The sequence below is a fragment of the Burkholderia sp. Bmkn7 genome, from assembly GCF_041103175.1.
GTDB lineage: Bacteria > Pseudomonadota > Gammaproteobacteria > Burkholderiales > Burkholderiaceae > Burkholderia > Burkholderia cepacia.
Window position 1 is genome coordinate 3033592 of record NZ_JBGCUH010000002.1, and the last position, 25022, is coordinate 3058613.

Genomic DNA, 25022 nt, shown 5'->3' on the forward strand with positions numbered 1-25022 from the left:
CATCGCCCGAAGGCCGCGTCATTCCCACGCGTGCTTGCTGAATTGATAACCCTTGCTGCGGATCGTCTTGATCCGCTGCGGGTTGCTCGCGTCGTCGCGCAGCTTGCGGCGCAGCTTCGAGATGCGCCCGTCGATCGTGCGGTCGAGGCCGTCGAACTCGACGCCGCGCAACTGCAGCATCAGGTCGTCGCGGCTGACGACTTCGCCCGCGTGGCACACGAGCGCCCACAGCAGGTCGAATTCGGCCGACGTCAGGTCGGGCGTGCTGCCGTCGGGCAGCACGACGGAGCGGTCGGTGCGGTCGATCGAGAACTTGCCGAACGCGTAGCGTTCGGGCTGCGGCGCGCTGCTCTCGGGCGCGCGCGCGGGCGCACGGCGCAGCTGGGCCTTGATCCGCGCGAGCAGGATGCGCGGCTCGACCGGCTTGTGCACGTAGTCGTCCGCGCCGAATTCCAGGCCGAGCAGCTCGTCGAACGGCTCGTCGCGGGCCGTCACCATGATGATCACGCCGTCGTACTGCTTGCGCGCCTCCCGGCAGATTTCGAAGCCGTCCTTGCCCGGCAGGTTCACGTCGAGAATGACGAGATCGGGGCGAATGGACAGGATCGCCGGCACCGCGGCGTCACCATGCAGCACAGTGTCGACTTCATAGTCGTTCTTGCGCAGGTAGCCGGCGATCAGCGTGGACAGGCGGGTGTCGTCTTCGACGAGCAGGATGCGAAAAGACATGGGCAGCGGTCGGTTCATCGGGGAAGCCGCGGCGGCGCCGGCCGGTGCCGGACGCCGGCCAGTGGCCGAAACGTACCGCATGATACTGCGACAGCCGATTGCCTGTTTAGCGGTCTTGAAAATAAGGGAACGATATCGGCCGAGCTTGACGAATCGGCGCCGGGACGGTTCCATACGGGCTCGCCTGAATCCGGGCCATGCGCTGCCCGCCTGACTTGATGAATTATCAAACGATCCTCGAACGCATCCACACCGAACTCGCCCCCTGGATTGGCCAGGGACGGGTCGCCGATTACATTCCCGAACTCGCGAAAGTGCCCGCCGACAAGTTCGGGATGGCCGTCGTCACACTCGATGGAAACGTTTGCACGGTCGGCGACGCGCGCGAGCGCTTCTCGATCCAGAGCATCTCGAAGCTGTTCGCGTGCACGCTCGCGTTCCAGCTGCTGGGCGACGACCTGTGGGAACGGGTCGGCCGCGAGCCGTCCGGCAACGCATTCAACTCGCTGGTCCAGCTCGAGAGCGAGCGCGGCAAGCCGCGCAACCCGTTCATCAATGCGGGGGCGCTGGTCGTCACCGACGTGCTGTGCCGGCGTTTCGTGAAGGCCGAGACGGCGCTCGTCGAATTCGTGCGGCGGCTGATCGGCGCGAACGACATCGACTACGATTCGCGCGTCGCGACGTCGGAGTTGCAGCATGCGGAGCGCAACCGCGCGATGGCGCATTTCATGGCGAGCTTCGGCAACATGCAGATGCCGCCGGATACGGTGATCGACGCGTATTGCCGGCAGTGTGCGATCGAGATGAACTGCGTCGAGCTGGCGAGCGCGGCGCTGTTTCTCGCGAATGGCGGGGTCGCGCCGGTGACCGGCGAGCGGATCGTGGATTCGAGTTCCGCCAAGCGGCTGTCGGCGTTGATGCTGACCTGTGGCACTTACGATGCGGCGGGGGATTTTGTGTATCGCGTCGGGTTGCCGGCGAAGAGTGGTGTCGGTGGCGGGATCGTGGCGGTGCTGCCCGGGGAAATGGCGGTTTGTGTGTGGGCGCCGGGGCTCGATGCTAATGGGAACTCGTTGGCGGGGACGCTGGCGTTGGAGTGGTTGACGACTTATTCGGGAAGGTCGATTTTTTGAGGGGGTGAGCAGAAGCACGCTTCATCTGGCGCAACGGCGGTCGATTCATATCTGCGTGGCCCGCTCGATTTCGGAATTCGGCCATTGGCAGCCGCCCCGAAACAGTCACATGGCTTGCCCGGTACCGAACGTTCGACATGGGCGTGGAAGGTGCCCTTGTATTGCCCGGCTACCGGAGCATGCTGATCTGTAGTGGCAAAGCGCCACCACGTGCGAATTGTCGCAGACCCAATTCACTCGGCCACAGATTACGTTTTCTAGTCGCGCCGCAGATTTGCGGACGCGGCTTTCAGCACGTCTGCGAAAGTGGTTGCGGCACGAGTTCGCCCCGTTCCTTTCGGCCACAACAAACCGAGTTTTCGAGACAACTCCGGATGCGTGACGGGTATCAAGTTGACGCGTTCGAAGCCGGAACCAGCACGTTCCGGAACGATAGTTGCAAGTTGCCCTTCTGCGGCAACTGCCAGAAGCGACTCCGTGGTATCCATTTCCACAACTACCCTCGACTGGACGCCGGCAGTTTTGAACGCCTCTTCGATCAGGGTGCGCGTCGAGAATTTTGGTGTCAGCAGCGCAAGGGGAATTGAATCGAGCGCTTTCCATTGGACCCGGCGCCTCTGTGCGAAGGGGTGGCTCCGGCCGACAGCAAGGACAAGTCGCTCCGTGAAGAGATACTCGGATTCGACATCGTCCCGCGAAGCTGGATGGAAGGCGAGACCGAGATCGAGTGTTCCGAGTGCCAGTTTCTCCTCGAGCTCAGTTGCGAGTAGATCCTCAACTACGATCCGGACCTTCGGATACTGCTGATTAAAGGACGAGACCGCTCGAGGTAGAAATGACAGCGGAAATATCGGGATCGCACCCAAGGTAAAGGTGCCCGCGTTGAGCTCGTTCAGTTCCTGTAGGGCACGTCTTGCTCGTATCGTTTCATTGCAAGTGCGTGCGGCATAGTCGCGGAAAACCCGGCCGGCCTGTGTAAGGCGAATGCCACGCCCGACTCGATCGAACAGAGCAATTCCCAGTTCCTCTTCGAGTTGCCGAAGGGCGTGCGATAGCGTGGATTGCGCGACGCACATTGTTTCGGCCGCACGGGAAAGGTTGTTGAGTTCGACGATGGCCAGAAAATAGCGAAGGTGGCGCAGTTCCATATGTCTCCCAGTGGGCTTAGGCAGACGCAGCAGCATCGATCGACGCTGTCGAATGATTTTATCGAATCAATTCATTTTCCCGATCGTCGATACCTCCGTATTATTCCCCGTCGACACAGCCTCGATATCCGCATCGACAACGAGCGGGCTCGTCGCAAGTGGCAGATGTACGTCACGGAAAGGCAATTCAACTGACGGCACCAGGACCGTCAGTCTCACCTCTGGAGCACCTGATGAGCGTCACCATTGTGCGGCACCCTACCCCCGCGTATCTCGAAGAATCGTGGGCACGCGAATTTTCGGAAGCAATCGAGATCCCTGCATGCGCGACAACCATTACGTTGAGCGGGATAGGCGCACTGCCGTCGAACCTCGATGCCGAGCCGCACACGATCGACTATTTCGGTGATATACAAACACAGACTAAAAGTGTGCTGGATCAAATCCAGCGAATCCTCGAAAGAAAAGGGTATGCATTGGGGGATGTGATTGCCGTGCAAGCGCTTTTCGTCGCTAATCCCGCGAGCGGCGGTGCCCCGGACTACGAGCGTTTCTCGAGTGTCTATGCTGAATATTTTGGTTCGGCCGTGCAACCAAACCTGCCGGTCCGAACTCGCGCACAGGTAGTTGGGCTTGTCGAGCCCGGCTGGCTGGTCGAGGTGACCGTGACAGCAGCGAAGGTCACGAATGCCTGATCGCGCTACTTTCAATCCGACGCATTTGTTTATCGATTCCGCAACATTGTCGACAATCCTGACACGTCGGTGAGCGGCCCTCTTGTGGCCAATCTCGGACGCCAAAGGAGGCGTGCCGCTCGCCCGTCGGTCTGTGCCGAAGGAATCACATGAGAGCCATATTTCCTGAACACATGCGCTCAGGGGCTTGAGCAATTGGCAACCTACACCAGCGGTTCAATATTCTGATCCGGTCGCCATCGGTTTACATTCACGGAGTGCGGGGACGCTGGCGTTGGAGTGGTTGACGACTTATTCGGGAAGGTCGATTTTTTAGAGCCGGGCGAAGTCAGACATGGTTAATTCAGCTGCAAAAGCAGTAACACAATCGAAACTCCAAAGGCGTGCGGATAAGCAACGCACGCTTGGCGAATCGCCCGGACCACGGTGTTTTCAATAGCGGCCCCCGACACATAAGCTATGCTCGCTGCACATCTGCCCGACATCAGGGTCTGGTCGATACGGACAGCACTTCAACGAGGATCGTGGCAGAAACTGATCAAACGGAGACTCGATCGTGGCGTTATACGGGATATCAGACTGGGCGATTCTGTTTTTTCTGGCGCTTGCCGCCACCATACCGGTCACGCTGATCGTCGCGGCCTTCGGGTTAAACAGTCGCGTTCGAGCGCATAAGACATGGAGACGCGGCGTCGTATTTCTCTGCTGCCTGGTGTTCGTGCAGGCTATCGCATTTGCCAACCATCGTTCAATTGCTGACAGCTATGACCATGCTATAAGCGCCTGGTACACCCACCACCTCACACGGGCAACGGTATTTGACGGAATGACGTTTCCGCCCGGCTCAACGGTCGTTCTCGAAGTGAATTCACCCCATTCGGTCAAAAGCGGCACCGTCCCGTCGAACACACCGCTTCTGGGACTGAACGTGAGCGGCGACTTCTACGTGCTACGTTCCGACGACAGCACGAGCTACATTAATTACGGGACGCTTGCGAAGCCGGCGTCGATCGGCGGGATCGAGTGTGCACCCGGCCAATTTACACATCGTAAGGAGCGCACCTTCTTCGACCACGAAAAATATCTGGACGACGTGGAGTGCACGCTTGCCTCCGGGTTTCGAGACCGCGAACTCGATCTCCCTGCTGGAGCCCGCGTCAAGGCGCACGCTGTCGACGGTACCGTCTCAGAGTCGATTTCGGGAGAGCTACCCCACTCGTGGAAAATTTTCGGCATTGAATGTGGTGCAGGGGCATTTGAATACGACACACTCAAACACCTCTCCTGCATCTCGGCCGTAGATCAACGTGTGGGGGACTACGAGCTACCTCGCGGGAAAACGATTAGGGTATCGAGGGACCAAGACGGCAGTCTCACGCTCTTTGAGGGGTATCGAAAAGTCGGTGAGCGTATTGCGCACCCCGGTCAGGAGTAAAGACAACTAGTGCCGTGGCAGCGGCTTGTCCGGCCCCCACCCGCGACGAATGGGCCGGTATTTTCGGCAACAACGGACACGATGTCGATCGAACGCATATCGACGCTTCCTTCAGTTTGAACGGTCGCCGCATACGTATGTTGCGTTGGACGTATTCAAATATCCTTTCTGGCAGCGACGTTGCGTGCAACGATGCGTGTCGGCCCTCGGGCAGATCCGGGCCGTGCTGATGGACCACCGGTTTCAGATTCACCGCGAACGACCGTTGGTCTCTAATTGCGGCTGCGCACAAACGTGGCGCCGGTGTGACGGAGACCACCGCGCGACGCAACAAAATGCCCCTACGAAAATCGCATCGGCAACCACCCCGATTTTCCGGTACAAATCGGGGACGCTGAAATTCCCCGCGAGCTATCGGAGACCCTCGTTCATGACTCGGCAAAACGCACCGGAAATCGCCACAACGGCCCCCCGCACGAACCCCGGCGACGCCCCATCCGCACCGATTCCCGCGATCGTGCCGTCGAGCACCGCGCTGCTCGTCATGCATTACCAGACCGACATCCTCGGCCTCTTTCCGTCGGTCGCGCCGGGTTTGCTCGCCAATACGCGCCGGCTCTGCGACGCGGCGCGGGCAAGCGGCATCGGCGTCTGGTTCGCGAACCTCCGGTTCAAACCCGGCTATCCGGAAGTCAGCCCGCGCAACAAGAACGGCCAGGGCATCAAGCAGCTCGGCCGCTTCATCGACGACGGCCCATGCCCGGAGTTGGGTCGGCAGGCCGACGAGCCGCTGATCGTCGCGCACCGCGCCAGCGTGTTCTTCGGCACCGATCTGCAAGCGCGCCTGGTCGAGCAAGGCGTCGATTCGCTGATCATGGTCGGCATCGCGTCGACGGGCGTGATGCTGTCGTCGGTCGCCCACGCGAGCGATGCGGACTTCCGCCTCTTTACGGTCAAGGATTGCTGCTACGACCCGGACCCGGTGGTTCACGAACACCTGTTCGCCACCGCCTTCGAATCGCGCACGACGGTACTGTCGCTCGAAGACGCGTTGCAGCTGCTCGCGTAAACGCACGCACGCACGCACGCGAGCGTGACAGGCCAACGTCATCCCCCGAGTCGACCTGCAGGGTGACGGCCACCAGCCCCGGCTGCCGTGGTCGAGCGTCCCGCCGAACCCGTAACGGGCGACGGCGTGCGCGATGCCGCGCGCGCCGCCCCCTTCTTCCGCGTTACTTCGCGATAAACACACCCGAAGTCGGGCACGTGCCCTGCGTATTGCCGTCGGTCACGAGCGACGCGGCGCTCGGGAACTGCGCGGTCGCATTGGTCTTCACCGCGATCCACGCTTCGGTGAAATAGCTGACGCCATTCGTCTTCGTGCACTTCAGCGACACCGCGCTGCGCGTGTTGCTGCCGAACGCGCCTTCGAATGCGGACAGCAACTGATTACGCGTGACCGTCTTGCCCGCATTAGCCTGCAGGAACGCGTTGAACGACGTATTGCCGAGCCGGCTGATCATGCCGGACGCCTGGTTCCAGTACGCATCGGGCGTCGCCGAGTTCGAGCAGGTGCCGTGCTTGAACCATTCGTGCTTGTCGAGGCACGACGCAACGCCCGGCATGTACGTCGACAGCGTGTTGCGGGTCGCGCTGCTGATCGGGTAGGCGTCCATGCTGCACCACTGGTGCGCGTTGTCGAGGTCGATGTCGTTCTGCGGCACGCCGCAGTAGAACGGCTGGTTGCCGTCATAACGATTCGGCCACAGGCCATGCAGCGACAGGCTCGTCGCCGCATACGAGCCGGCGAGGTTCGTGCATTCCGGCGTGTCGTGCGACGCGCAGAAGCCGGGCTCCCACGATGCGGCGAGCAACAGGTAGTCGTAGCTGGTCTGCGCGGCGGCGTGCAGCGACACGGAAGCAACGGCGAGTGCGGCAGCGGCGCGGGCGAGCGTCTTGAGCATGGCGTGTTTCCTCGGAAAAGGCATGCGGTCGCGGGATGCGCCGCACGGTTGTCGAATGTCCGACCGCGATTGTTGCCGTCGCAACGTGGCACGAATGTGAAGGTGGACGAAAGAATGCGCGGGTCGCCGCCGAGCCGGTTACAACCGGTACCGGTACCAGCGGTTGCCTTCCGCCGCACGCGACGCCGGCGTACCGTGTCGCCACCCTCATCCTGCAACGGAGCATCGCCATGGTGACCGCGACACGGCTCGGCAAGCCATATTGCGTCGAGATCGGCAACGGGCGCAGCGTCGTGCGCTCGGACACGCACAAGGACGGCCAGGGCGGCGACGCCGGCATGCGGCCGCACGAACTGCTCGAAAGCGCGCTCGCGGCCTGCGTCTGCATGTCGATCGACCTGGCCGCACGACGCGCGGGCGTGACGCTGCCCGCTTGCACGGCGGACGTCGCCGTCGATCGCCTCGACCACGAAACGGGCTTCGACATCGCACTGCGCTTCGCGGTGCCGCTGTCGCACGCGCAGCAGACACTCGTGCGCGACGCGGTGCAGGCTTCTCCGGTCGCCCGGACGCTCGGCAGGCCGATACGGGTCAGGCCGGCCACGATCGTCAGCGGCTGACCGTCACGGCGCGCCGGACTCGGCACGATCGACGGCCGCGCGTCGATGAACACACGACAGGCATCCGTGGCGAACAGGCACTCACGACCCGGTGCCGAGCTGTGTGCACGCGCGGGCGGACGCTTCGGGGCCTTCGAGCGCGAGGATCTGCCACACGCCGATGCTGACGCGCTGGCGCGCCGCCGTCGACGCATCGGCCAGCAATGCCTCGACGCGCGGCGCCGCGTCCGGCGCCTGCTGCTTCAACGCCGCGTGATGCCGCGCACGCGATGCCGGTTCGGATTCGTACACGTCGCACAGGCGCACCATGCCGGCGAGACCGGCAACGTCGTCGTCCTTGTCGATCGCGCGCGGCTCGACAGGCGCGAGCCCCTTGCGCTCCGCCGCCGGCAGCTTGTTGCGCGCGCCTTCGTCGATCGACACGGCGGATGCCGGCGGCAGGCCGCCGATCGCCGCGACGATCCGGCTGCCCGCGGCAATCATGTCGCCCTGGCACGCGATCTTCTCCGCGGCCGCGACGTTCGAGCAGAACGACACCGAGGTGCGGTACACGTCGTCGCTCATGTGCGGCACTTCGTCCGCGCTCGCCTGCGCGAAACCGGCGCTCGTCAGCGCCAGCACGGCGGGAATCAGGATGCGGAATGCGCTCGTCTTGTTCATTGTTGTTCGTATCTGTGGGTTCTTGTGGCGGGCAACATCGCCGGGCCGCGCAGTGGCGGCCTCAGTGGCGCCGGGCCCTCGTCCGGCGGCACGCGGTCACTTCAACGACGCGGCCTCCGATCCGCCTGGCGACAGCGCCGCGTTGTCCTGCTCGCGCCACGTGCGGCGCGACTCCATGATCGCCTTCACGGCCGAGCGCGCGACCTTCCACCACGCGAACGGCCGCGGGTCGGCAAGCATGCTGAGCGCGCGCGCATAGTCGAGCGTGAGCCCGGGCGTCCATGCCATCGTCACCGCGCGCTTGCGGATCTGCGCGGCAACCCACAGCTCGGGCGTGAGCAGCAACCGCACGAACGCGCCCCATCCGGCGCGCGCCCCCTTCAGCCGCCACACCGCGCCGTCGAGCGCGGCTTCGAGTGCGTTCGACACGGTGCTCGAGCAGTTGCGGTGCGTGAGGTTGTACGTCACGTTCTGCCGGTACGACGACCAGAACGCGTCCAGCTTCGCCGGATCGTAGTTGCGGATCCGCACGCGCACGGTCGACGGGCACCATGCCTTCGACTCGGTCGCGTAGTCGGGCTGGAACAGGCCCGGCACGTCGTTTTCGCGGGTTGCACGCAGGATGCGCGTGAATTCGTCCGGAGAACGATCGATTTCGACGCCCGGATACAGGCTGATATAGATGCCCTCCGGCGATTCCAGTGCCGCGTGCCCGGTCGAGATCACGCCGTTGACGTCCACCGCCGCGATATAACGGTCGATCACCGGGTAGCGTTGCGCTTCGGCTTTCGACGTGCCGGTCGGCGTCCACACGTGCACAGTGAGCGCATGCTCGCCGTCGGCGGGCGGGCCGTCCCATTCGGATTGGGAAAAATGCGGCAGGTCGCGCGCATCGTCGAGGTCCGGTGCGAGTGCCGGCGCCGGCGAGGTCGCGAACGCCGGATTGCGCGTCAGTCGCCGCACGCGTGCGGCGAGGCTCAGCATGTGCATCCCGCCGAATATCAGCAGCAGGCCGAGGCAGTACGGCACGGTGCCCACGTAGTGGGTCGGGTACGGCTGGTAGAAGAAGATCGCCAGCAGGATTTCGACGACGCCCCACGCGAAGGCGACGTTCCAGCGGCGATAGCGCACCATCCACGCGGCGGTGCACTGCAGCAGCCCGTCGACGAGGAACAGCGTGCCGAAGATCATCGACAGCAGGAAATGGCCGTGATGATGCCCCGCGAACACGAGCCCGGCGGCCACCACGACCGCGATCCCCTTCACGTAGCGCAGGACGCGCTGCCCGCCGACGCCGCTGCCGGCCACCGCGAGCGTCGCGAGCCCCTCGATCAGGAACAGCCACGCGAAGATCTGGATCGGAAAATGCAGCGCGCCGTCGAGCGCGTCGACGAAGATCACCACACCCGCGCCGACCCACACCCAGCCAAGTGCGGTCAGCCCGCGCCAGCGGGTGCGCAAGTATTCGATGCCCAGCAGCAGCAAGACCAGTCGTACCATCGCGCCCTCTCGTGATTTTTTTGGGACACGCGCTGGCCACGCGGGTCCTGTCGTTTCGACCGAGCGTCGAGCGACGCACCGGCCGAAAAGCGGTCATTCATGCCGGCGCGTCATGCCTCGACATGACCGTTGGCGGCCGGTACGCCTCCGCACTGGCCGAATAATAAGATATGGCGGAGGCGGTTGAAAGCGCGACGAAAACGTTGGCGGCGGGTCGGGAGAGCGCAGCATGCCGCCGGACAGGGCCGGATTGCGAGCGCTGCCCAGGCAGATTTCCCGTTCGACAACGCGCGGCGGATACGCGAGAATCCGGCTTCCGAGGGCGTCAAAAGACCAAACCGCACAAGACGGGACGAGACCATGACCATATCGATCGCACGCCGACGGTGGCTCGCCGCCGCATTTGCCGCGGGCTGCGTCGCGCTGCCGGGCTGTCACAAGCCGCAGGCGCAAGCCGAGCCACCGCCATCCGAGGATCAGCTGTTCAAGTCGGGGCTGGTACGGGACGCGCCGTACGACGAAGTGGTATCCGGCTTCATGACCACCGCAGACCATACGAAGCTGGTCGTGCTGGGGCGCCCCGTGCACTTCGTCCTCGATCTGCCGGACACGCTGCGGTCGGCCTTGTCGTCCCGCTACCGGGCGTCGCTGCGTTGGTCGTTTACCGAATTCCAGGCGATCGGCGGGCATGTCAAAGGCCATTACCGTGTCGTGCTGCCGGATGGCGCTTCGGCAATCGATCGGCTGGCAGCGGTCGCGCACGGGTACGTCGCCGTGCGGGACGGTTTCGCGCTCGAGGGCAATATCGCCGGTATGCGTTATTCCACCCAGGGTTTCGACATACCGCCGAAGGTCGCCGCCCAGTTGCTCGACCGGCCGTACACGATCCCTGCCCGGCATGTGACAACCGCACTGGCGGGCCTGAATCTCACGATGCAACCCACGCCGATCACCGCCACCGCCGATGGCGATCTCGTCGTCGGCGGCGCGGCACTGGTTCCGGTCGAACTCGTCGTGCTTCAGGCGCCGCAGGAATGACGATTCCATCCACCGCAGCCGCCACGCGACGCACACACCGAACGGAGCATCGCCATGTCTGCCTCACCGCTACACACGCCGCCACTCGGCCCGCAACTCAAGCGCTGGCGTGCGCTGCACCGCGTGAAACAGAGCCACGCGGCGGAACTGTTCGGCGTGGCGCAATCGACGATCTCGCGCTGGGAAGCCGGCCTGCAACAGATGTCGCCCGGCGAACGCGCGACGGCCGAACGGCTGCTCGCCGCGCGCCTCGATTCCGCGGGCGATCACGCGCTTGCGCGGCTCGTCGCGGGCAGCGCGGGCCGCATGCATCTCGTGTGCGACCTCACGCACCGGCTGCTCGCCTGTTCGCCTGCGCGTGCAGCCGAATTCTCGCAACCGCTGTCGATGCTGCTCGGCACGTCGCTGTGGCGCTATGCGACGCCGGAAATCGTCCGCATGGAAACCGCGCTCGATACGCTCGGCTGGCATGATCGCGCGGGACCGCCGAGCGTCGAATTCGACACCGGCGCGAATGCGTCGCGCGTCGTGCCAATCCGCGGCAGCCTGTGCCGGTGGACACGGATGACGTTGTCGGACGGGTCGGCCGCGCGGCTCGTGGAAACGCTGTAGTACGACCCCGCGCATATTTCATGCGTGGACGAACCGTGCGTGGCCGCCTTACGCTTGACGGCTCATCGCACGGACACCGACCATGAATCCCGATACGATCCACGCGCGGCTCGCGTTCCTGCGCGAAGCCGAACGCCTGAAGGATGTGCTGCGCAGCGGCCACACGTCGGCCGGGCGCGCGGAAAGCACCGCCGAGCATAGCTGGCGGCTGTGCCTGATGGCACTCGTATTCGCCGACGCGCTGCCCGGCATCGACACGCTGAAGCTGCTGAAGCTGTGCGTCGTCCACGATCTCGGCGAGGCGCTGCACGGCGACATCCCCGCGATCGAGCAGGCCGCGCACCCCGACAAGAGCACGCACGAACGCGACGACCTGCTGACGCTGACCGCGCCGCTCGATCCGGCACAGCGCGACGAGATCGTCGCACTGTGGGATGAATACGAAGCGGCCGCGTCGCCGGAAGCGCGCGCGGCAAAAGCGTTCGACAAGCTGGAGACGATCCTGCAGCACACCCAGGGCCGCAATCCGCCCGGTTTCGACTACGCGTTCAATCTCGGCTACGGCCGCCGCTATACCGACGCCGCACCGCTGTTCAGCGCGATCCGCGACATCGTCGACGCCGACACGCAACGCCGGATCGACGCGAGCGGGCAGCACGCGTAAGCTCGCGGAACCGGGCGCGCGACACCGCGCACCCAGCCCGCACGAGGCCCTACGCATGACGCAGAACATCTACGACGACCCGGCCTTCTTCGAAGGCTACAGCCGCCTGAACCGCTCGATCCACGGACTCGACGGCGCCCCCGAATGGCCCGCGCTGCGCGCGCTGCTGCCCGACCTGCACGGTCGCCGCGTGCTCGACCTCGGCTGCGGCTACGGATGGTTCAGCCGCTGGGCCGCCGGCCAGGGCGCGGCAAGCGTGCTCGGCATCGACGTGTCCGAGCGCATGCTCGAACGTGCGGCATCGAGCGCCGCGCATCCGGCGATCACGTACCGCCGCGCCGACCTCGAAACGCTCGCGCTGCCGGATGCCGCGTTCGATGTCGCGTACAGTTCGCTCGCGTTCCATTACATCGCAGACCTCGATACCTTGTTCCGCACGCTCCATCGTGCGCTCGTGCCGGGCGCGCGGCTCGTGTTCTCGATCGAGCATCCGGTCTATACGGCGCCGCGCCGGCCCGGTTTCGTCGTCGACGCGCAGGGCAACCGCTCGTGGCCGCTCGACGGCTATCAGCGCGAAGGCGAACGCGTGACCGACTGGCTCGCGCCGGGCGTCGTCAAGCAGCACCGCACGCTCGGCACGCTCGTGAACCTGCTGATCGGCAGCGGCTTCACGCTCACGCACCTGGACGAATGGGGGCCGACGCAGGAACAGGTCGATGCCCTGCCCGCGCTCGACGAGGAACGCGACCGGCCGATGATGGCACTCGTCGCCGCGCAGCGATAACGCGGAGCGCGGTACGCACGCGGGCCGTCGTCCGCAGACTTCACAGATCGCAACAATGACGCCGCGCGGCCCCCGCTCCGGCGCGGCGTCCGCACAATTCAGCACAATTTCCACACGATTTGTCGTGAATTCCTCGCTTACCATGAGCGCCTGATTCGAATCGGCACGCCCGCGCGATGCGTACGCGGATTCCGTCGCGGGCGACACGCCCTGCATGCGACGCCGGCCGGATCGTCCCGGTCGGCCGCACGCATCGCCGGCGCCCGCTTCATCCTCGCTGCGCTCTCATGACTCAGAAGACCCATCGCCGCCGGCGCATCGTGCTGGCTTCCCTCGCCGTCGTCGCGATCGCCACCGGTGTCACGCTGAAGGCGTGCGCACCCGACAAGCATCCGCAATACCTGTCCGCGCCCGTCTCGCGCGGCGACCTCGAAAACGCGGTGCTGGCCACCGGTGCGCTGCAGGCATTCAGGCAGGTCGACGTCGGCGCACAAGTCTCGGGGCAGTTGAAATCGCTGAAGGTCAAGCTCGGCGACAAGGTCACGAAGGGCCAGTGGCTCGCCGAGATCGACCCCGTGCTCTCGGAAAACGCGCTGCGCCAGGCACGCGCCAGCGAAGAAAGCCTGCGCGCGCAGCAGCAATCGACCGCCGCGCAACTCACGCAGGCGGAACTCGCGTTCCGGCGCCAGCAGGCCATGCTGCCCGACGACGCGACGTCGCGCGAGTCGTTCGAAGCCACGCGCGCGACGCTCGACGTGCAGCGCGCGACGCTCGCGTCGCTCGCCGCGCAGATCCGCTCGGCCCGCATCCAGATCGAGACCGCGCAGGCCAACCTCGGCTACACGCGCATCGTCGCGCCGATCGACGGCCAGGTCGTCGCGATCGTCACGCAGGAAGGCCAGACGGTGATCGCGCAACAGCAGGCGCCGGTGATCCTGAAGCTCGCGGATCTCGACACGATGACCGTGAAGGCGCAGGTGTCGGAAGCCGACGTGATCCGCGTGAACGCCGGCCAGACCGCGTATTTCACGATCCTGGGCGAACCGGACAGGCGCCACTACGGCAAGCTGCGCGCGATCGAGCCGGCGCCGCAGAACTACGCCGAAACGCAAGGCGCGCTCGGCGGCGGCGCGGGCGGCGGCGCGAAACCGAATTCAGCGGTGTTCTACAACGCGTTGTTCGAGGTGCCGAATCCCGAGCACCGGCTGCGCATCTCGATGACCGCGCAGGTCAACATCGTGCTCGGCAACGCGCGCAACGCGCTCAGCATTCCGGCCGCCGCGCTCGGCGAGAAACGCAAGGACGGCACCTACGCGGTGCGCGTGCTGCGCGCCGACGGCAGCACGGAAACGCGCAACGTCCGTATCGGCATCAACAACAACGTGCGCGTCGAAGTGCTGGCCGGCCTGAAGGACGGCGAACGCGTGGTGATCGGCGAAGCGTCCGCGGACGACCACGCGCCGCTGGCGGACGTGGTGTGACGATGAGCCAGCCCCTGCTGAAACTCTCCGCCGTCACACGACGCTTTCCGGCCGGCGACAAGGACGTCGTCGTGCTGAACAACGTCAACCTGTCGATCCACGCGGGCGAGATCGTCGCGATCGTCGGCGCATCGGGCTCCGGGAAGTCGACGCTGATGAACATCCTCGGCTGCCTCGACCACCCGAGCGAAGGCACCTACACGGTCGGCGGACGCGACACGCACATGCTCGACAGCGACGAGCTCGCGCAACTGCGTCGCGAGCACTTCGGCTTCGTGTTCCAGCGCTATCACCTGCTGCCGCACGTCGATGCCGTCGCGAACCTCGAAATGCCCGCGATCTATGCCGGCACGCCGCGCGCGGAGCGGCACGCGCGTGCACGCGAGCTGCTCGCGCGCCTCGGGCTCGCGGATCGCGCGCACCATCGCCCCGGGCAACTGTCCGGCGGCCAGCAGCAGCGCGTGAGCATCGCACGCGCGCTGATGAACGGCGGCCACGTGATCCTCGCCGACGAACCGACCGGCGCGCTCGACACGAAAAGCGGCCAGGACGTGATCCGCATCCTGCACGAGCTGAACGCGCTCGGCCACACGATCGTCATCGTCACGCACGACAAGGCCGTCGCGCGCCATGCGCGGCGCATCATCGAGATCAGCGACGGCGAGATCGTCGCCGACCGGCCGAACCGCCACCATGCGGAAGCCCTCGCGGAAGCAGCCGCGGGCGCAGATGCAGCGGAAGCGAGCGAAGCGGAAACCGGCACACCATCCACCCGCGATCGTCACGACACGCTGTCGCCGCCCGCGGCAGTCGCGCCCGACCCGCAGGCCGATGCCGCCCCGCGCGTGCGCCGCTTCGCGGCCGGCTCCGGACGCTTCGCCGAGGCCTGCCGGATGGCGTGGATCGCACTCGTGTCGCACCGGCTGCGCACGCTGCTGACGATGCTCGGCATCATCATCGGCATCACGTCGGTCGTGTCGATCGTCGCGATCGGCGAAGGCGCGAAGCGCTACATGCTCGACGAGATCGGCAGCATCGGCACGAACACGATCAACATCTACCCGGGCACCGACTGGGGCGACAGCCGCGCCGATGCGATCCAGACGCTCGTGCCCGCCGACGTCGCCGCGCTCGCCGAGCAGCCGTATGTCGACAGCGCGACGCCCGAAACGTCGCGCACGCTGCTGCTGCGCTACCGCAACGTCGACGTGAACGCGCTCGTGAGCGGCGTCGGCGACCGCTTCTTCCAGGCGCGCGGGATGCGTTTGGCGCTCGGTGTCGCATTCGATGAGGATGCAGTGCGCCGCCAGGTGCAGGTGGCCGTGATCGACCAGAACACGCGCCGCAAGCTGTTCGGCGCGACGCGCAACCCGATCGGCGAAGTGATCCTGGTCGACAACGTGCCGTGCGTGGTGATCGGCGTGACGGCGGACAAGAAGAGTGCATTCGGCAGCGTGAAGAGCCTGAACGTATGGGTGCCGTACACGACCGCGAGCGGGCGCCTCTTCGGGCAGCGTTATCTCGACAGCATCACCGTGCGCGTGCGCGACGGGCAGCCGAGCGCCGCCGCCGAAAAAAGCCTCGAAACGCTGATGAAGCAGCGCCACGGCCGCAAGGACTTCTTCACGTACAACATGGACAGCGTCGTGAAGACCGTCGAGAAGACCGGCCAGTCGCTGACGCTGCTGCTGTCGTTGATCGCCGTGATCTCGCTCGTCGTCGGCGGGATCGGCGTGATGAACATCATGCTGGTGTCGGTTACCGAGCGCACGCGCGAAATCGGCATCCGGATGGCGGTCGGCGCGCGCCAGTCCGACATCCTGCAGCAGTTTCTCGTCGAGGCCGTGCTGGTCTGCCTGCTCGGCGGCACGATCGGCATCGCGCTGTCGTTCGGGCTCGGCGCGCTGTTCTCGATGTTCGTCGCGCAGTGGAAGATGGTGTTCTCGGCCGGCGCGATCGTGACCGCGTTCGTCTGCTCGACGCTCACCGGTGTGATATTCGGCTTCATGCCCGCGCGCAACGCATCGCGGCTCGATCCGATCGATGCGCTCGCGCGCGACTGACGCAAGGCCCGCCATGACGCATTCCTCACCGTTTCAGCGCCTCGGCGCATTCGCATGCGCGGCCGCGCTGCTCGCCGGCTGCGCGGGCGCGCGCCATGATCCGCTGCCCGCCGTCGCGATACCCGCGAACTGGGCGGCGCCGGTTTCCGCCGACGCACCGGCCACGACGCGCGACTGGTGGCGCAGCTTCGGCGATCCGCAACTCGACACGCTGATCGACGACGCGCTGCGCGCCAACAACGACCTCGCGATCGCGGCGATCCGCGTGTACCGCGCGCAACTGCAGGCCGGGCTCGCGAATACGAACCTGACGCCCAACGTGACGCTCGGCGCGAACGGTGCCGTGTCGCGCACGCTCGATACGCACCAGATGAGCCGGTCGAGCAACGCGAACGCTTCGCTCAGCTATGAAATCGACCTGTGGGGCCGGCTGGCCGCGCTGCGCGACGCCGCGCGCTGGGAAGCCGACGCGACGGCCGCCGATCTCGAAGCCGCGCGGCTGTCGCTGATCGGCACGACCGCGTCGCTGTACTGGCGGATCGGCTTCCTGAACCGGCAGATCGCGCTCGGCGACGCGAACATCGCGTATGCGGTCCGCACGCTCGCGGTCGTCCGGTCACGACACACGGCCGGCGCCGTGTCGGGGCTCGACCTTGCGCAGGCCGAACAAAGCCTCGCCACGCAACGGGCCGCGCAGACACGCCTGATCCAGCAGCGTACCGAGAACCGTCACGCCCTCGCGATCCTGTTCGACCGGCCGCCACAACAGCGCGCGGCCGAACCGCCGACGCTGCCCGACGCGCCGCCGCCGGAAGTGGCGGCCGGCCTGCCGGCCAGCCTGCTCGGCCGGCGCCCCGACTTGCGCGCGGCGGAATTCAGGCTGCGCGAATCGCTCGCACAGGTCGACGCGACACGTACCAGTTTCTACCCGACCTTCACGTTGACCGGCGCGGCCGGTACGTCGAGCACGAGCCTCGAGCGCGTGCTCGCGAATCCGGTCGGCACGCTCGGGCTCGGCCTCGCCCTGCCGTTCATCCAGTGGAACACGATGCAGCTGCAGATCAAGGTGTCGAAGACGCAGTACGAGGAGGCCGTCGTCGGGTTCCGGCAGAAGCTCTACACGGCACTCGCGGAAGTCGAGAACGCGCTGTCGGCGCGCGTCCAGCTCGAACGCGAGGCCGAACAGCGCGCGCTGTCGCTCGAACAGGCGCAGCGCGCGGAACGGCTCGCCGCCGCGCAGTTCGCGGCCGGCGCGACCGCCGTGCAACCGTGGCTCGACCAGCAGCAGCGGCTGCGCGATGCGCAAAGCGCCGACGAACAGACGCGGCTGGACCGGCTCAACAATCAGATGACGCTGTACCGCGCGCTCGGCGGCGGGATGTCCTGACCGGCCCGCGCACCGGGCCGGCCGCCCCTGCCCCGCCAGCCACGGGCGGCGTCATTCGCACACGGCCGCCCCGCGCCGCGCCGGCGCGAACGCCACCGCGCTCGCCGTCGCGAGCACGGCCACGCCGGCCGCGCCGTACACCATCACCCAGCCGAACCCATGCACGAGCGCCGCATGCAACGCCGCGCCGGTCGGGTCGGCCTGTGCGAGCGCCGGTGCGATCTCGTGCAGCCCGTCGGTTCGCCCGGAAGCAATCTCCTGCGCGAGCCGGCGCAGCGCCCCGTCGCCGATCGTGCCCGCGACACCGCCCTTCAGGCTCGCGACGATCCCCGCGACCAGCACGAAGCCCATGGCCGCGATATTCAGTGCGAGCGAGATCATCCGCGCGCTCATGTCGATGCCCGACGCCATCCCCGCCCGCGCGCTCGGCACCGCACCCGTCGTCGTATTGGTCACCGGCGTGTTCGTGAGCCCGAGCCCGATGCCGGCGATCACGCAGCCGGGCAGCATCGTCACCCAGCTTGCGTGGTCGGCCGCGCTGCCGATCCGCATCAGCACAAAACCGGCGGCAATCGTGAACAAGCCGCCCGGGATCACGACGCCCGGCCCGTAGCGCAGCGCGAGCCGTTCGCCGAACGGCGGCGCGACCAGCGTCGGCAGCGTGTACGCGAGCAACGCGAGGCCGGCCGTCACGCTGTCGTAGCCGAGCGCGACCTGAAACCAGATCGGCAGGTAGATCATGAACGGCCAGAAGCTGAAGTTCATCCCCATCGAGCCGAAGATCGCGCCGGTGAACGCGCGGATCCGGAACACCGAGAAGTCGAACATCGGCCGCGCGCTCACGCGTTCCGCGAGGAAGAAGCCGGCCACCGCCAGCACGGTCGCGCCGAGCACGCCGAGGCCGGCGGCACTCGTCAGCCCGAGTTCCGCACTTTGCGTGATGTAGAAGGCCAGGCCGAGCACCGCGAGCGACAGCGTGACGATGCCCGCCACGTCGAGGCTGCCCGCGTGCGGATCGCGCGACTCCTGCACTGCGCCGCCGATCAGCGCGAGCGCGACGGCCGCGAGCGGTGCATGAACGAGGAACACCCACGGCCAGTTCGCCAGCGCGACGATCGCGCCGCCGACGATCGGCCCGAAACCGAGCCCGATGCCGAACACGATCCCCCAGATCCCGAATGCGCGGCCGCGCTCGCGGCCCTCGCGGAACTGGTGCGACAGCACCGCAATCTGGCAGATCAGCATCGCGCCGCCGCTGGCGCCCTGCAGCAGCCGGCCCGCGACGAGCACCGGCACGTTCGGCGCGAGCCCGCACAGCAGCGACGTCGCGCCGAACAGCAGGGTGCCAATCACGTACACGCGCTTGCGGCCGAACCGGTCGGCGAGCGTGCCGGCCGCCATCAGCACGGTCGTACACGCGATCGTGTACGCGTTCATGATCCACTGCATGCCGTTGAAATCGCCATGCAGCACGTGTTCGAGCGTCGGCAGGATCACCGGCACGCTCGAGATTTCGAGGCCGAACATCAGCGACGTGAGACAGACGGCCGCGAGCGCGACCGCATTCCTGCGGGAGTCGGATAGCGTCATGCGTATTGCGCGGCGGCCCGGCAACGGGCCGCGCGCCTCCAGATGAGAAGGATGGGTCGCGCGCGGCCGGCAACGCACGCTGAACCGGAATCGGTACTATAGTGAGAATTCCCATCCCCATTGACGCAAGCATTTCTCCAGACTGGGGAACCATAGGACTCAATCACCCCTCCTTCCGATGACCGACAGACTCGACGGCGTGACGACTTTCGTCCAGGTAGTGGAATCGGGCAGCTTCGCGCTCGCGGCGGAGCGGCTCGACATGACGCGTTCGGCCGTCGGCAAGGCGGTCGCGCGGCTCGAGAAGCGGCTCGGTGCGCGGCTGCTGCAGCGCACGACGCGCAGCCAGAGCCTGACCGACGACGGCCAGGCGTACTACGACCGCTGCGTGCGCGCGCTGGCGGAACTGGAAGCGGCGGAGGCCGACCTCGACTGCGGCCGCAACGAGCCGCGCGGCAAGCTGCGCCTGAGCGTGCCGCTCGCGTTCGGGCACCACTGCGTGACGCCCGTCGTGCTCGATCTCGCACGCACCTACCCGGATCTGCGGATCGACGTGTCGATCACCGACCGTTTCGTCGATCTCGTCGAGGAAGGCATCGACCTCGCGGTGCGGATCGGCACGCTCGCGGACAGCACGAGCCTCGCGGTGCGGCGGCTCGGCACGCAATACGGGAGCCTCGGCGCGGCGCCGTCGTATCTCGCGCGCCACGGGATGCCGAAGACGCTCGACGACCTGAAGCATCATCGGACGATCGCGTATTCCCGCTCGGGGGTCGTTCAACCGTGGGACTTGCGCGCGCCGGACGGCACGACGGTCCGTATCGACATGCCGCACCAGCTCAGTTTCGACGACGTGCAGGCGATCGCGGCGGCCGGCGCATCGGGTTTCGGGATCGCGTGGCTGCCGAGCTGGCTGCTCGATCACTACGTGAAGCGCGGCGAGATGACGGTCGTGCTCGACCGCTGCTTCGTCTGCGAAGGCGACATCCACGCGATCTGGCCGAAGACGCGCTACCTGCCGCGCAAGACGCGCTGCGTGATCGACGCGTTCGCGCAGGCGATTCCGCCGATGATCGAGCGGTGACGGTACGTGGCAGTGCGTGACGGGCCACATGCCTGTACGGGCCGCCCGCTGTCGTGCGTCTATTCGCCGGCTTCGCTCCCGATCGCCGGCACGCGTCGGCGGCGCGCACGGACGAGCACCGCCGGCGCGAAGTGCAGCACGACCAGGCGCGTCAGATGATGCATCAACACGAACACGACGCTCAGGCCGCCGCCATACGCGACGATCGTGATCGTCTCGATGGCGCCGGGCGCGTACGAGAGCCACAGCGGCAGCACGCCGTAGCCGGACAAGCGCGCCGTCACCCACGCGAACGCACCGGCAACCATCAGCATCAGCGCGATGCACACGAGGCCGGTGCGGCCGTAGCGCAGCCCGTCCGCGATGCTGATCTGCCTGAACTGCGCGCCGATCAATGCTCCCAGGATGACCGATGCCGCATCGACGCTCCACGTCGGCATCTCGAACGCATGCAGCCAGCCCGCCTTCACGAAGACGCCTGTCAGCACGATCGCGGTGATCATGAACGGCGCGGGTACGCCGAGCCCGAGCAGCGCGCGCCCGACCAGCACGCAGAGCGCCACCAGCACCGCCAGCGCCAGCACTGCCGCTGCCGGCAGTGCGGCGCCGGTCGCCGGCAGCGATACGCCGCCGTGCATGGGGATGAAGAAGCTCACCAGCATCGTTATCGAGATGAGCCGCACCAGATGCACGACGATCACCTTGCTCGACGCGCGCTCGGACTCCAGCAGGTCGAATACAGCGGCGAGCGCGCCGGGATAGACGGCCAGCAGCGCGTCGGTCCGGTTCCAGCGCGATACGCGAGACAGCCAGAGGCTACCGGCCGCGACCTGTGCCGCCAGACAGACGAGCAGGACGCCGAGGCTCGGCACGATCGAGACGACCATCTGCGTGTCCCATGACTTGAACAGCAAGCCGGTTGCCATGCCGAGCACGATCTGCACGTACTCGAGCCCGAAACGCATCCCGGGCGCGAGGCCGAACCGGCTGGTCACGATCGAAGCGGCGAGGATCGAGCCGAGCAGCAGGCCGTGCGGGACGCCCGCATACTGCAGCGCCATGCCGACCGCGGCCAGGCAGGCGAGATAGGCGAGTGTCTTCATCGGGCAGCGTCCCGGCGGCCGGCCAGGCTTCGGCAGATCGTGTCCGCCTGCATCTGCAGGACGTCGATGTTGCTGACCGCATAGAACACGCCCGCAGTCGGATTGCCGATCGCGAAGATGTCCGACGGCCCGTGAGCCCCGATCACGCGGCAATCGTCGTAACGCACCTGGATGCCGCCATACGGGTGCCGGACGCACATTCCGGACGCCGACATGTTCGCGTAGATCGCGCTATCCATCGCATTGCCCGCGCCCGTGGCGTTGATGATGTGCGAGAACGCGCCGGTGAAATCCCGTCCTTGCGCGACAAACCCGTCCGCACACGCGCGAACCTCGCGCACCCCGACGTGGCATGCAAGCCGTCCGGCGCGCAGGTAATGCTGAATCTTCATCCAGTTGTCCTTGGGAATCGGCACCCGAAGCTGGCGCCACGGCCCCCGGAGCTTGCGGATGAAAAGCTTCCGTTCCCGCTCGGGCAACGCATGCCAGAGCATCGGCACGACGAGGTTGGTGGCCGACAGCACGGAATAGATCGACTTGCGCGACGCCGACACGCGGCTGTGGTCGCGCATCAGATCGCGGAGGTTCACGTCGATGCCTTGCGCATCGAACTCCTCGTCGAACAGCCGCTCGACGGCTTTCAGCGTCGCGCCGCCACTGCGCAGCCGGCGCTTGATCGTATCCTCGTTGAGCACTTTCAACTGGCAGGGCACGTATTCGTCGCTATAGTTCGGCAGCTTGCTGTGCCGCGTCAGCATCGTGACGCGATTGGCCGTGTTGGCGGCCAGCAGTGTCAGCGCGACATCGATCGCCGACAACTGATTGCCGAGGATACCGATGCGATCCGAACGGATGCCCTTGAGATCGACCGTCGGATAGGGATTGTTGATATAGCCCGATTGCCCGCGAAGCCGGTACAGGTCGGTCGGCTCCGTATTGCCGGTCGCGAGCACCAGCGCGTCGTATCCCTGCTGCATCCCGATCGTCGTGCGCAGCGTGTAGCGCCCGTCCGACGACGTCACGTCGAGCACGTCCGCACGGTGGTAACGGATCGCCGGATGCGCGTACATCGACGAGCGCAGCGACTCCTCGATGAATCTCCCGAACACCGGCCTCGGCTGGTAGGAGTCGCCGCCCGCGCCATCGTCGCCTTGCAGCCATTGGCGAAAGTCGCCCCGCTCCCGCAGATACATCAGGCTGGCGGGCCGGTTCACCAGATTGCCCGGCGTATCCGACTGATAGGCCAGGCCGGCCCCGACACTGCCGGCCGCATCGTAGACGTCGATTTCCATCGCGGGCACCAGCTGCTTCAGGCGCTCGAGCACCACAGCGCCGCTGTAGCCGAGACCGACGATCGCCACTTTTTTCATGCCGCTCCTTGCCGTATCAAAAGAATCGCATCGGCGCACGGCTTGCGCGCGCCGACCTCGTTGCGTCATTGCATGCCGCGCGACGCCCACTCAATCCCACACGAAGGTATGGCGTACCCAGTCGTCGAGCGCCGCGAGATGGCGGCTGACCGCCTGTTCGCTGTCGCCGTCGACGATGGCGGACACGATCTCGGCATTCGTCATCTGCATGCCGGAATACGTCATTCCCTTCTTCGCGGTCACGGCGCAATAGCGGATGAACGGCAGCTCGATCTGCTCGGGAAAATCGCGCAAAGTGCCGGCCCTCGGCGGAATATTGAGTTGCCCGAGCAAATGCTTCGCCTCGATGGGCTGCGCGAGGCTCGATGACTTTCCGCCCCGTAATGCGTCGATCAGCGTCATGCGCGGGTCGATGCCGTACGCGGCGGTCAACTCTTGGTTGACGCTGCAGCCGCCCAACCGGCAAGCGATCTCGCACACCACGAGTTCGTCGCCATCCAGGAACACCTCGAGGTGAAACAGCATCGTCGGAATCCGCGGCAGCGCGCGCTCGATGATGTTCCGCGTCAGTTCCACGCATGCGTCGCGCAGCGGGTTGGCCGCGTCCAGCATCTGGAATCCAAGGCTCGCGCCGCCGAGAAAATCGAGGCAGGTCACCGTCGACCTGACCGGTGAGACGATGATGGGCTTGCCGTTGATGTACAGCCCGTTGACGTTCAGCAGCGGCGCGTCGAGGAATTTCTCGACCATCAGGTTGTGGAAGGTCGTGCCGTCCTGCTCCGCGAGGTACGCCAGCAACGCGGGACGGTCGCGCAACACGCGCACGCCGCCCGAGCCCCGGCCATCGCGCGGCTTGACCACGACCGGATAACCGTAGCGTTCGATGAAGTCGTCGATGTCGCACGCGGAACGAACCGCCGCCATCGGATTGATGCGGATGCCTCGCTCGGCCAGCCGCTGCTTCATCAGGAACTTGTCCCGGTACAGCAGCGTCGCGGCTTCGTGGCCGCCGCCTGCGTCCAAGCGGTCCCTGATCCGCGCGGCCCGCAGCAAGTCGACCTCAGCCAGCGCGATGACCGCATCGGTATGCAGGGCACGCGCGTCGGCCAGCGCATCGAGTTCGACCCGGGCCGAATCGTTGAACCGTTCATACAGGCGAAACATGTGCGACAGCCCCGGGAAACGGGCATGCAATGTATCCCTGGCCGCCAGGTCGCTATAGATCAGCGACCGATCGCCAAGCACCTCCAGCCACGCCGCTTCGGTATGCTGAAGCAGGATTTTCGCGGGTGCGAACAAGATTGCCGGGTTCAATCCATTCCTCCAATTCTTGGTTAACGATTCAAGCCAGATCTACTCATTACCGAACAACCATCATCACGCCCCGCAAACCCGGTCGCAATTTCAAAAAGCAATCCAACGAATTCGATTGATTCGCTTCTCTGCCAAAGCTTTCATACGAGAAAGAAACGAGCCACACCAATTCAATCAATTCGCAATGAAACTGCATTGACGCGATCGACAGGCGAGCGAACTCCCGGACGTCAACCGACGTCCGTACGACAATCGAAATTCGGAATTGTGTTGCGAACCGCCTGAATGGCGGGACTCAGCGCCTTGTCATGGGTGAGAGGCCGTCAGCGACGTGACGGAAACGATATCGAAATACCGGATGCCGGGCACGACCGTACCCCGCGTGAAATACACCATTTCTCTCATGCCTGCCTCGGATCATTTATCGAAAGCGCTTCATTATCATAATCGCCGCAATTACAGCGACATTACATTATCGAAACGCCCATCAAACTTTATTTGATGATATTAATGGCTGATCCGATTGAATGGCAAGTCAAAAATTTCCGCATGGCCATTGTGCGAGCGGGTACACAGGATCGAGTGTTCCGGCCGCCGTGAACGGTGGCGAAGTCATGTGGTTCACGCTGGCATCGCGCGGCATGAAAA

22 protein-coding genes are annotated in these 25022 nt (G+C 65.7%); 13 read left to right on the top strand and 9 right to left on the bottom strand.

Annotated elements, in window-relative coordinates:
* Positions 1–18: 18 nt before the first annotated feature.
* Positions 19–729, bottom strand: a complete 711-nt coding sequence (locus AB3K92_RS19495; protein WP_027789596.1) for a response regulator — start codon at positions 727–729, stop codon at positions 19–21.
* Between the two features lie 218 nt (positions 730–947).
* Here AB3K92_RS19495 and AB3K92_RS19500 point away from each other — a divergent pair, with 218 nt between their 5' ends.
* On the top strand, positions 948–1862 hold the full coding sequence (locus AB3K92_RS19500) for a glutaminase (RefSeq protein ID WP_369465636.1): 915 nt from the start codon (positions 948–950) through the stop codon (positions 1860–1862).
* Positions 1863–2119: 257 nt separating this feature from the next.
* Here the strand turns inward: AB3K92_RS19500 and AB3K92_RS19505 are convergent, their stop codons facing one another.
* Complete coding sequence (locus AB3K92_RS19505) at positions 2120–3010, bottom strand: LysR substrate-binding domain-containing protein (protein WP_063806976.1); 891 nt, start codon at positions 3008–3010, stop codon at positions 2120–2122.
* Between the two features lie 233 nt (positions 3011–3243).
* Here AB3K92_RS19505 and AB3K92_RS19510 point away from each other — a divergent pair, with 233 nt between their 5' ends.
* From AB3K92_RS19510 to AB3K92_RS19520, 3 genes are all read left to right on the top strand, one after another.
* Positions 3244–3705 (top strand): Rid family hydrolase, encoded by a 462-nt coding sequence (locus AB3K92_RS19510; protein WP_226286377.1) that lies wholly within the window; start codon positions 3244–3246, stop codon positions 3703–3705.
* A 556-nt stretch (positions 3706–4261) separates the two neighbouring features.
* Positions 4262–5140: a hypothetical protein gene (locus AB3K92_RS19515; protein ID WP_369465637.1), complete on the top strand. Its 879-nt coding sequence runs from the start codon at positions 4262–4264 to the stop codon at positions 5138–5140.
* A gap of 430 nt (positions 5141–5570) precedes the next feature.
* Complete coding sequence (locus AB3K92_RS19520) at positions 5571–6209, top strand: isochorismatase family cysteine hydrolase (protein WP_369465638.1); 639 nt, start codon at positions 5571–5573, stop codon at positions 6207–6209.
* A gap of 163 nt (positions 6210–6372) precedes the next feature.
* On the opposite strand, the gene AB3K92_RS19525 is transcribed toward AB3K92_RS19520, so the two are convergent.
* Positions 6373–7104, bottom strand: a complete 732-nt coding sequence (locus tag AB3K92_RS19525) for a ribonuclease T2 (RefSeq protein ID WP_006498851.1) — start codon at positions 7102–7104, stop codon at positions 6373–6375.
* Between the two features lie 230 nt (positions 7105–7334).
* Here AB3K92_RS19525 and AB3K92_RS19530 point away from each other — a divergent pair, with 230 nt between their 5' ends.
* Complete coding sequence (locus AB3K92_RS19530; RefSeq protein ID WP_059649453.1) at positions 7335–7724, top strand: OsmC family protein; 390 nt, start codon at positions 7335–7337, stop codon at positions 7722–7724.
* Between the two features lie 81 nt (positions 7725–7805).
* On the opposite strand, the gene AB3K92_RS19535 is transcribed toward AB3K92_RS19530, so the two are convergent.
* The gene (locus tag AB3K92_RS19535) at positions 7806–8384 is read right to left on the bottom strand and encodes a hypothetical protein (protein WP_021162777.1); all 579 of its coding nucleotides are present in this window, start codon (positions 8382–8384) and stop codon (positions 7806–7808) included.
* Positions 8385–8480: 96 nt separating this feature from the next.
* A complete protein-coding gene (locus AB3K92_RS19540; protein ID WP_369465639.1) occupies positions 8481–9884 on the bottom strand; it encodes an HdeD family acid-resistance protein in 1404 nt (467 codons plus the stop codon).
* Between the two features lie 360 nt (positions 9885–10244).
* On the opposite strand from AB3K92_RS19540, the gene AB3K92_RS19545 reads away from it, so the two are divergent.
* The 7 genes from AB3K92_RS19545 (at position 10245) to AB3K92_RS19575 (ending at position 17913) form a co-directional block, all read left to right on the top strand.
* The gene (locus tag AB3K92_RS19545; RefSeq protein ID WP_059553059.1) at positions 10245–10922 is read left to right on the top strand and encodes a hypothetical protein; all 678 of its coding nucleotides are present in this window, start codon (positions 10245–10247) and stop codon (positions 10920–10922) included.
* A gap of 54 nt (positions 10923–10976) precedes the next feature.
* Positions 10977–11534, top strand: coding sequence for a helix-turn-helix transcriptional regulator (locus AB3K92_RS19550; protein ID WP_059553061.1), 558 nt, complete (start codon positions 10977–10979; stop codon positions 11532–11534).
* 82 nt (positions 11535–11616) lie between these two features.
* Positions 11617–12198: an HD domain-containing protein gene (locus AB3K92_RS19555; protein ID WP_369465641.1), complete on the top strand. Its 582-nt coding sequence runs from the start codon at positions 11617–11619 to the stop codon at positions 12196–12198.
* A gap of 55 nt (positions 12199–12253) precedes the next feature.
* On the top strand, positions 12254–12982 hold the full coding sequence (locus tag AB3K92_RS19560) for a bifunctional 2-polyprenyl-6-hydroxyphenol methylase/3-demethylubiquinol 3-O-methyltransferase UbiG (protein WP_059553063.1): 729 nt from the start codon (positions 12254–12256) through the stop codon (positions 12980–12982).
* A gap of 287 nt (positions 12983–13269) precedes the next feature.
* Entirely contained in the window at positions 13270–14463 is a 1194-nt protein-coding gene (macA, locus tag AB3K92_RS19565) for a macrolide transporter subunit MacA (protein ID WP_369465642.1), read from the top strand.
* Between the two features lie 2 nt (positions 14464–14465).
* A complete protein-coding gene (locus tag AB3K92_RS19570; protein ID WP_060280407.1) occupies positions 14466–16526 on the top strand; it encodes a MacB family efflux pump subunit in 2061 nt (686 codons plus the stop codon).
* Between the two features lie 13 nt (positions 16527–16539).
* Entirely contained in the window at positions 16540–17913 is a 1374-nt protein-coding gene (locus tag AB3K92_RS19575; RefSeq protein ID WP_369465643.1) for an efflux transporter outer membrane subunit, read from the top strand.
* Positions 17914–17964: 51 nt separating this feature from the next.
* On the opposite strand, the gene AB3K92_RS19580 is transcribed toward AB3K92_RS19575, so the two are convergent.
* Positions 17965–19503 carry an MFS transporter gene (locus tag AB3K92_RS19580; RefSeq protein WP_369465644.1) on the bottom strand — a complete coding sequence of 513 codons (1539 nt, stop codon included), beginning with the start codon at positions 19501–19503 and terminating at the stop codon, positions 17965–17967.
* Positions 19504–19681: 178 nt separating this feature from the next.
* On the opposite strand from AB3K92_RS19580, the gene AB3K92_RS19585 reads away from it, so the two are divergent.
* Positions 19682–20587 carry a LysR family transcriptional regulator gene (locus AB3K92_RS19585; RefSeq protein WP_059485170.1) on the top strand — a complete coding sequence of 302 codons (906 nt, stop codon included), beginning with the start codon at positions 19682–19684 and terminating at the stop codon, positions 20585–20587.
* Between the two features lie 59 nt (positions 20588–20646).
* Here AB3K92_RS19585 and AB3K92_RS19590 read toward each other — a convergent pair whose 3' ends face one another.
* The 3 genes from AB3K92_RS19590 to AB3K92_RS19600 all read right to left on the bottom strand — a co-directional run bounded on the left by AB3K92_RS19590 (position 20647) and on the right by AB3K92_RS19600 (position 24374).
* Complete coding sequence (locus AB3K92_RS19590; protein ID WP_369465645.1) at positions 20647–21690, bottom strand: AbrB family transcriptional regulator; 1044 nt, start codon at positions 21688–21690, stop codon at positions 20647–20649.
* Entirely contained in the window at positions 21687–23060 is a 1374-nt protein-coding gene (locus AB3K92_RS19595) for an FAD/NAD(P)-binding protein (RefSeq protein WP_369465646.1), read from the bottom strand. Before AB3K92_RS19595 ends, AB3K92_RS19590 begins: the two co-directional genes overlap by 4 nt.
* A gap of 90 nt (positions 23061–23150) precedes the next feature.
* Positions 23151–24374 carry an acetyl-CoA carboxylase biotin carboxylase subunit family protein gene (locus AB3K92_RS19600; protein ID WP_059675958.1) on the bottom strand — a complete coding sequence of 408 codons (1224 nt, stop codon included), beginning with the start codon at positions 24372–24374 and terminating at the stop codon, positions 23151–23153.
* Between the last annotated feature and the right edge of the window lie 648 nt (positions 24375–25022).

What these genes read in the sequence shown, in the direction of transcription:
- AB3K92_RS19495 (WP_027789596.1), bottom strand. Translation starts at nt 729, where the DNA reads ATGTCTTTTCGCATCCTGCTCGTCGAAGACGACACCCGCCTGTCCACG.
- AB3K92_RS19500 (WP_369465636.1), top strand. Translation starts at nt 948, where the DNA reads ATGAATTATCAAACGATCCTCGAACGCATCCACACCGAACTCGCCCCC.
- AB3K92_RS19505 (WP_063806976.1), bottom strand. Translation starts at nt 3,010, where the DNA reads ATGGAACTGCGCCACCTTCGCTATTTTCTGGCCATCGTCGAACTCAAC.
- AB3K92_RS19510 (WP_226286377.1), top strand. Translation starts at nt 3,244, where the DNA reads ATGAGCGTCACCATTGTGCGGCACCCTACCCCCGCGTATCTCGAAGAA.
- AB3K92_RS19520 (WP_369465638.1), top strand. Translation starts at nt 5,571, where the DNA reads ATGACTCGGCAAAACGCACCGGAAATCGCCACAACGGCCCCCCGCACG.
- AB3K92_RS19525 (WP_006498851.1), bottom strand. Translation starts at nt 7,104, where the DNA reads ATGCTCAAGACGCTCGCCCGCGCCGCTGCCGCACTCGCCGTTGCTTCC.
- AB3K92_RS19530 (WP_059649453.1), top strand. Translation starts at nt 7,335, where the DNA reads ATGGTGACCGCGACACGGCTCGGCAAGCCATATTGCGTCGAGATCGGC.
- AB3K92_RS19535 (WP_021162777.1), bottom strand. Translation starts at nt 8,384, where the DNA reads ATGAACAAGACGAGCGCATTCCGCATCCTGATTCCCGCCGTGCTGGCG.
- AB3K92_RS19540 (WP_369465639.1), bottom strand. Translation starts at nt 9,884, where the DNA reads ATGGTACGACTGGTCTTGCTGCTGCTGGGCATCGAATACTTGCGCACC.
- AB3K92_RS19545 (WP_059553059.1), top strand. Translation starts at nt 10,245, where the DNA reads ATGACCATATCGATCGCACGCCGACGGTGGCTCGCCGCCGCATTTGCC.
- AB3K92_RS19550 (WP_059553061.1), top strand. Translation starts at nt 10,977, where the DNA reads ATGTCTGCCTCACCGCTACACACGCCGCCACTCGGCCCGCAACTCAAG.
- AB3K92_RS19555 (WP_369465641.1), top strand. Translation starts at nt 11,617, where the DNA reads ATGAATCCCGATACGATCCACGCGCGGCTCGCGTTCCTGCGCGAAGCC.
- AB3K92_RS19560 (WP_059553063.1), top strand. Translation starts at nt 12,254, where the DNA reads ATGACGCAGAACATCTACGACGACCCGGCCTTCTTCGAAGGCTACAGC.
- macA (WP_369465642.1), top strand. Translation starts at nt 13,270, where the DNA reads ATGACTCAGAAGACCCATCGCCGCCGGCGCATCGTGCTGGCTTCCCTC.
- AB3K92_RS19570 (WP_060280407.1), top strand. Translation starts at nt 14,466, where the DNA reads ATGAGCCAGCCCCTGCTGAAACTCTCCGCCGTCACACGACGCTTTCCG.
- AB3K92_RS19575 (WP_369465643.1), top strand. Translation starts at nt 16,540, where the DNA reads ATGACGCATTCCTCACCGTTTCAGCGCCTCGGCGCATTCGCATGCGCG.
- AB3K92_RS19580 (WP_369465644.1), bottom strand. Translation starts at nt 19,503, where the DNA reads ATGACGCTATCCGACTCCCGCAGGAATGCGGTCGCGCTCGCGGCCGTC.
- AB3K92_RS19585 (WP_059485170.1), top strand. Translation starts at nt 19,682, where the DNA reads ATGACCGACAGACTCGACGGCGTGACGACTTTCGTCCAGGTAGTGGAA.
- AB3K92_RS19590 (WP_369465645.1), bottom strand. Translation starts at nt 21,690, where the DNA reads ATGAAGACACTCGCCTATCTCGCCTGCCTGGCCGCGGTCGGCATGGCG.
- AB3K92_RS19595 (WP_369465646.1), bottom strand. Translation starts at nt 23,060, where the DNA reads ATGAAAAAAGTGGCGATCGTCGGTCTCGGCTACAGCGGCGCTGTGGTG.